Source organism: Thermoanaerobaculia bacterium (genome assembly GCA_035717485.1).
Lineage (GTDB): Bacteria > Acidobacteriota > Thermoanaerobaculia > UBA5066 > DATFVB01 > DATFVB01.
The window spans coordinates 1-6,092 of sequence record DASTIQ010000271.1; the positions used below are offsets into that span (position 1 = coordinate 1).

Annotated in this window: 5 protein-coding genes and 1 tRNA gene; 2 read left to right on the forward strand and 4 right to left on the reverse strand. The window is 70.1% G+C overall.

What is annotated here, in order from left to right:
* Both VFS34_14135 and VFS34_14140 read left to right on the forward strand, forming a co-directional pair.
* Nucleotides 1–298 (forward strand): ATP-binding protein (locus tag VFS34_14135; GenBank protein ID HET9795589.1); only part of this gene is annotated, 298 nt, incomplete at its 5' end.
* Nucleotides 295–1,671, forward strand: a complete 1,377-nt coding sequence (locus VFS34_14140) for a sigma-54 dependent transcriptional regulator (GenBank protein HET9795590.1) — start codon at nucleotides 295–297, stop codon at nucleotides 1,669–1,671. The genes VFS34_14135 and VFS34_14140, both read left to right, overlap by 4 nt.
* Nucleotides 1,672–1,791: 120 nt before the next feature.
* On the opposite strand, the gene VFS34_14145 is transcribed toward VFS34_14140, so the two are convergent.
* The 4 genes from VFS34_14145 to VFS34_14160 form a co-directional block, all read right to left on the reverse strand.
* A complete protein-coding gene (locus tag VFS34_14145) occupies nucleotides 1,792–1,941 on the reverse strand; it encodes a lmo0937 family membrane protein (protein HET9795591.1) in 150 nt (49 codons plus the stop codon).
* A gap of 338 nt (nucleotides 1,942–2,279) precedes the next feature.
* Nucleotides 2,280–3,179 carry a CPBP family intramembrane glutamic endopeptidase gene (locus VFS34_14150; protein ID HET9795592.1) on the reverse strand — a complete coding sequence of 300 codons (900 nt, stop codon included), beginning with the start codon at nucleotides 3,177–3,179 and terminating at the stop codon, nucleotides 2,280–2,282.
* Between the two features lie 167 nt (nucleotides 3,180–3,346).
* Nucleotides 3,347–3,422: transfer RNA gene (locus VFS34_14155), tRNA-Thr, on the reverse strand.
* A gap of 180 nt (nucleotides 3,423–3,602) precedes the next feature.
* The coding region (locus tag VFS34_14160; protein HET9795593.1) for a hypothetical protein at nucleotides 3,603–6,092 on the reverse strand (2,490 nt) is incomplete at its 5' end.

The window sequence follows — 6,092 nt, forward strand, 5'->3', positions numbered from 1 at the left end:
GGTCGTTTCGGAGCTCACCGCCAATGCGTTCCAGCACGGGACCGCGCCCGGCACCGTCCGCTGGTCGGCGGGGGTGGACGGGCCCGCGCCGGTCCTGTCGTGCGAGTCGCCGGGAAAGCTCCCGGACGGGGATCCGGAGCATCTCTTCGGGGCCGCCAAGGGGACGGAGAGCGCCGGCCGCGGTTTCGGGCTCCTTCGGGCGCGAAGGCTCGCGCAGAGCAACGGCGCCGATCTCACGCTCGCGCAGGCGGGCCCGAACGTCCGGGCGACGCTGCGCTTTCTCCCGGAGAGCGCATGAAGATTCTCATCGTCGAGGACGACGCCGCGACGCGGCGCGGACTCGAGCAGCTCCTGATCGAAGCGCATCCCGACACGAAGAGCGTCGGATCCCTCGAGAAAGCCCGGGCGATGCTGGGAGATTTTTCGCCCAACCTCTGCATCGTCGACCTGATGCTTCCGGACGGGGACGGGCTCGAGCTCATCCGCGAAATGCGCGCGCAGGATCCCGCTCGGGAGTTCGTCGTCCTCACCGGCCACGGCTCGATCGACACCGCGGTCGAGGCGATGAAGGCGGGCGCGGCCGACTACCTGCTGAAACCGCTCAAGCCCGCGCAGATCTCCGTCGTCCTCGAGCGCCTCTCGGAGAAGATGGATCTCGAGCGCGAGGTCGACGATCTCCGCTCGCAGCTCGCTCGGAGCGGTCGGTTCGGCCAGATGGTCGGAAAGTCCGAAGCGATGCAGGAGATCTTCGGAGTGATTTCGCGCGTCGCGAAGTCGGACGCTCCGGTCATGATCATCGGGGAGAGCGGCACCGGCAAGGAAGTCGCCGCGGCGACGATCCACGAGCTCTCGCGCCGCCGCACGAAGCCGTTCGTCGCGATCAACTGCGGCGCGATCTCGCCCTCGCTGATCGAGAGCGAGCTCTTCGGCCACGAGCGCGGGTCGTTCACCGGCGCCGACAAGCGGCGGCAGGGCTATTTCGAGCTCGCCAACGGGGGGACGCTCTTCTTCGACGAGGTCACCGAGATGTCGGCCGACCTGCAGATCAAGCTCCTCCGCGTCCTCGAGACGCGCACGTTCCGCCGCGTCGGCGGCAACGAGGAGCTGAAGGTGAACACCCGGATCCTCTCGAGCACGAATCGCGATCTCCAGGAAGCGATCAAGAGCGGCAAGCTCCGCGAGGACTTCTACTACCGGCTGAACGTCTTCCCGCTCGTCCTCCCGCCGCTCCGCGAGCGGAAGGAGGACATTCCGCCGCTCGCCCAGCACTTCCTCGAACGGATCGAGGAGCGCGAGAAGGCGGGATTCCGGGAAATCGAGCCGGAGGCGATCGCCGCGTTGAACGATCACTCGTGGCCCGGAAACGTCCGCGAGCTGCGCAACGTGATCCATCGCGCTTACGTGCTGTCGAACCCGCCCGTGATCAGCGCGTCCGCGGTCCATTCGGTCCTCGGACACCCGACGCTCAAGGCGCCGGCCGCGGCCGCGCCCGCCGCTTCATCGTCCTTCGTGCAGGTCAAGCTCGGGGAGTCGCTCGCCGACGCGGAGCGGCAGCTGCTCAGCAGGACGCTGGAGTTCGCGAAGGGGGACAAGAAGAAGGCGGCGAGCATCCTGAAGGTCCCGCTGAAGAATCTGAACACGAAGCTGAAGGAATACGGCATCGAAGGGTAGGGCTCCCCGAGTCCGACGCCGGTCGCCGCGCTGCCACGGTTTCTCTCTTTCCGCGCCACAATACAAAAAAATCCCGCGGGCGCGCGCCCGCGGGACCTTCGTCGGAGCGGGAGACCGCCGTCAGACGACGCGTCGGCCGGAGATCAGCCGAATGACCAGGATGACCACGGCGATCACGAGCAGGATGTGGATGAATCCGCCGAGCGTGTACGAAGTCACCATTCCGAGCAGCCACAGGATGAGCAGAATGACGAAGATGGTCCAAAGCATCGCGACTCCTTCCCGCCTTTCGGCGATTCGTTGTGTCCGGTCCGGGATCCCGTCCCGGAAGCAGTGCAAGAGCGATGCCCGGCGGTAAGTTCCGCCGATCTCCGGACTTGGTCGCCTCCCGCTGTCCCGGCGTCCCATCGAGAGGGCGGCCGCGCCGCACGGCGGGGGAGAAGGCGACGACCGGACCCGGACAGGTCGAGAGCGGCACCGAGCCCTCTTCGGGAAAGCGCGAATGCCCGGAAACGACCGATCGCGATGGGCGTCTTTCCTGGCGTCGGCATGGCGTGAGGGTTCCCGACCGCTTTCGGAGGAACCTGCGCTGAAGAGACCGGGACGATTCACAGTTTCCAGGTCGCGATGAATGCGGGCGCGTTCGGAAGTGCGTCGCCGAGGCCATGCAGGGCGACGAGGAGCGGCCAGTTTCCGGTGCGGGCCCAGAGAACACCGAAGACGATTCCCGCCAGTCCCATCGTCGTGACGCTGTAGGCGATCGAAACGAGGGGAGACGGAGCAGCGCCGAGTCCCTCGATCGCCCCCGCCCCTCGAAGCCATAGCCCGGGCGCGTGGGCGAGGCCGAAGACGAGCGCGGAGAGGAAGACCCCCGCCGCCTGGGACCGGGTCACGGCGGCCAGTCGCGACTGGAGGATCACGCGGAAGAAGACCTCTTCCACGACCCCCGCCTCGACCGACATCCAGAAGAAGCAGAGGACGAGCCCGAGGACCCAGTGACGGTGCGCGAGCGAACCGTCGAGGAGGGGCCGCGCGCCGCGTCCGAAGAGGAGCTGAATGGCCAGGAAAAAAGCCCCGATGATGCCGAACGCAACCAGGCTCCTCGGCGCCGTGTTGCTCGCGGGCCGCGTCAAACCGAGTCGGCGGGGAGACTTCCCCCGCAGAGAGTAAGCGGCGAGCGGGACCCCGACGAATGCCGCGAGCTTGATCAGCGTGTTCACGACCTCGTGGACCCGCGGGTCGGGCGAGGCTCCCAGGAGCGCGGCGAGGATCGGACCCTTGACCGCGAGAAAGATCGTGATGAAGAGCCCGAGACCGACGATGAGAGCCCGTTCTCCGGTGATCGCGCGAGAAGGGCGGATCGGCGGCATGCCGCGGCAGATGAGGAGCGCGACACCGGGGAGCGCCCCCCCGAAGACGACGAGCAGGGATATCGGCTCCTCGACGGGCCGTCCGGCGGCCGCCAGGACGACGAGGGAAACGAGCCAGGCTCCGGCAAGAATGAGCAACGAAACCCGGCCGGCCCGGCCGGCGGACCGCCTCTCGCCTCGTTCGGAGCTTTCGCTCCCTTTCGTTTCCTCCAAGCGGCCTCCGGTGTGCTCCGGTGTCGCTTTCCTTTACGAGCGGCGTCGAAACAGGTTCGCGGCCGGACGCGTGCGCAGCCGTCGAAGAGGATTGGAGCCGATGACCGGACTTGAACCGGTGACCTGCGGTTTACGAAACCGCTGCTCTACCAGCTGAGCTACATCGGCCCGCCGTGAAAGAGCGGCGATTATAGCGGCGGGTTCCGATGGAGGCAATCCGAGCAGGAACCCGTGGCCATTCGTTCGATGCCCCGACCGAGCGAGGGTTCCGGGCGCCGAGTTAAGCGGCTCGCCGCTTCGACTCGGCGCTCTGGAGCCGCCGCCGAGCGGCACCACCGCGCGCCGACCTCAGTCGAACTTGACCGACACGATCTTCGAGCAGCCCGCCTCTTCCATCGTCACGCCGTAGAGGGCGTCGGCGCCTTCCATCGTGCGCTTGTTGTGCGTGATCGCGATGAACTGCGTCTCCTCGCTCATCTCCCGGATGAGCTGGGCGAACCGGTCGATGTTCGCGTCGTCCAGCGGCGCGTCGACCTCGTCGAGGATGCAGAACGGGGAGGGCTTGTACTTGAAGATCCCCATCAGGAGCGCGATCGCGGTCATCGCCTTCTCGCCGCCGGAGAGCAGCAGGATCGACTGGTTGCGCTTCCCGGGAGGCTGGGCGGTGATCTCGATCCCGGAGTCGAGGAGGTCGTTCTCGTCGAGGAGCCGCATCTGGGCGGAGCCGCCGCGGAAGAGTCGCTGGAAGAGCTCCGAGAAATGCGCGTTGATCGCCGCGAACGCCTCGGCGAAGCGCTCGGAAGACGTCGCGTTGATCTTGCGGATGGTCTCGAGGAGGGACGCGATCGAGGTTTCGAGGTCCGCCTTCTGGGTCGTCAGGAACGAGAGGCGCTCCGCCTGTTCCCGATACTCCTCGAACGCGAGGACGTTGACGGGTCCCATCTTTTCGATCTGGTCCGCGAGCTCGGCGGCTTCGCGATCGAGCGTCGTCCGGGCGTCCGCGTCGATTCCCGGGTCGGGCGGAAGCTCTTGCGGGGAAACCCCGAACTCGCGTGCCGTCGAATCGACGGCGTGCTGGAGGTCCGACGCGACGCGGGACGCGAGGATCTCGGCGTCGAACCGCTTCTGCCGGGCGTCGTCGAAGATCGCGCGAACGCGGCGAACGGCGTCTTCGGCGTCCGCCGCCGTGACCGAGAGGCGTTCCGCCTCGATGGACGCCGATTCCGCGGCGCGGGCCGCGGCTTCCCGGGCGAGGACGTTGACGTCGCGCCGCGCGCGCGCCTGCTCCGCCTCCCGGCGGGCGGTTTCCTGCCGCTCGCCCAGCGCCTCGGACTCGCGATCCCATTCGCTGCGCTTGCGGCGGGCCACCTCCTCGTGGGTCGCGAGCGCGAGGCTTTCGCGCTCGACCGAGGCGAGACGCTCGCGGGCGCCCTCGAGCGTCTCCCGCGCGGCGGCTTCGGCTTCCCGCGCCGCCGCGACTTCGGGCCGCGACTCCGCGAGCTCCGAGGTCGCGCTCTCGATCCGGACGCGGATCGCCGCCTCGCTCTCCTCGAGAGCCTTCTCGCGGGCCGCCGTTTCGGACCGCCGTCCGGCGAGCTCCGCCGAATCGGCGGCGAGCATCTCGTCCTCGGCGCGGAGAGTCTCCCGTTCCTGCGCCTTGCGGTCGCGGTCGGCCCGCCGCTCGGCCAGGCGCGCGGAGTGAGCCGCGAGCGCCGATTCCGCCGCCCGCCGCGCGTCGGCGAGAGCCGCCGACTCCGACTCGAGCGCGGCGCGGATCTCCCGCTCGCGCCCGAGGTTCCCTTCGCAGGAGACGAGGGCGGCTTCGCGGACCTCGCGGCTCCGCCGGATCTCCTCGATCTCCCGGTGGAGCGAGAGAAGCCCCGCCTGTTCGGGCCGCGGCGACGGGACGCGCCAGAGGGCGCCGCGCACGATCTCGCCCGAACGCGCGGCGAACGTCGCCCCCGGATTCCGGCGCGCGCCGTCGCCCGCCTCCGCGGCGGTCTCCACGAAGACGACCGGGGGGAGCGCGGAGCGGATGGCGGGGGAGAGCTCGCCGAAGTTCTCGAGCACGCTCTCCCAGCCGGCGGCGCCCGCCGGCGCATCCCACCCTTCGCCGAGGACCGAACCCCCGGCGGACTCCTCGCGGAGCATCCTCGCGGCTTCGTCGGGCGAGCCGGAAACGAGAATGGCGGCGAGCTCTTCCGACGCGAGGCGGTCGATCACGCCCTCCCATCCCGCCCGGGCGACGAGCCGCGACGCGACGACGCCGCGGGAAGGAACGCCGCGGCGCTCCAGGGCCTGCGCGGCGCGCTCCGCCCGGCGCTCCCGGTCCTCGCGCGCGTGCTCCAGGGCTTCGGCGCGCTGCTCGAGCGCGGCGAGCTCTTCCCGGGCGCGCCCCCGCTCCTCCTCCAGCGCGGCGACCGCGGCGCCGGTATCCCGGAGCCGACCCTCGGTGCGGTCGAAGGCGTCGCCGGCGGCGCGCGCCGATTCGGATCTCTCGCGCTCGTCGGACTCGGAAACGGAGATCTCCCCGTCGAGCACGGCGACGGCCGCCTCGAGCCGGCCGGCGGTTTCCGCCAGGCGTCCCCGGGCCGCGGCGATCCGCTCCAGCGCGAGGTCGATCTCGTGCCGGTCGTTTCGGGCCTGCGCCCGCTCCGCCGCCGCCGCCGCGAGATCCCGCCGCGCGGCGTCGAGCGCGGTTTCGATCTCCGTCATCCGTTCTTCCGCGCGGCGCCGCCGCTCGGTGGCGGCGTGGCGGGCGAGCTCGGCGGAGTCGAGCTCGGCGCGCCGCGCGCCGCGCTCGCCGTCGAGGCGCCCCCGCGCCTCCTCGCGCGCGGC

What these genes read in the sequence shown, in the direction of transcription:
- VFS34_14145 (HET9795591.1), bottom strand. Translation starts at nt 1,941, where the DNA reads ATGCTTTGGACCATCTTCGTCATTCTGCTCATCCTGTGGCTGCTCGGA.
- VFS34_14140 (HET9795590.1), top strand. Translation starts at nt 295, where the DNA reads ATGAAGATTCTCATCGTCGAGGACGACGCCGCGACGCGGCGCGGACTC.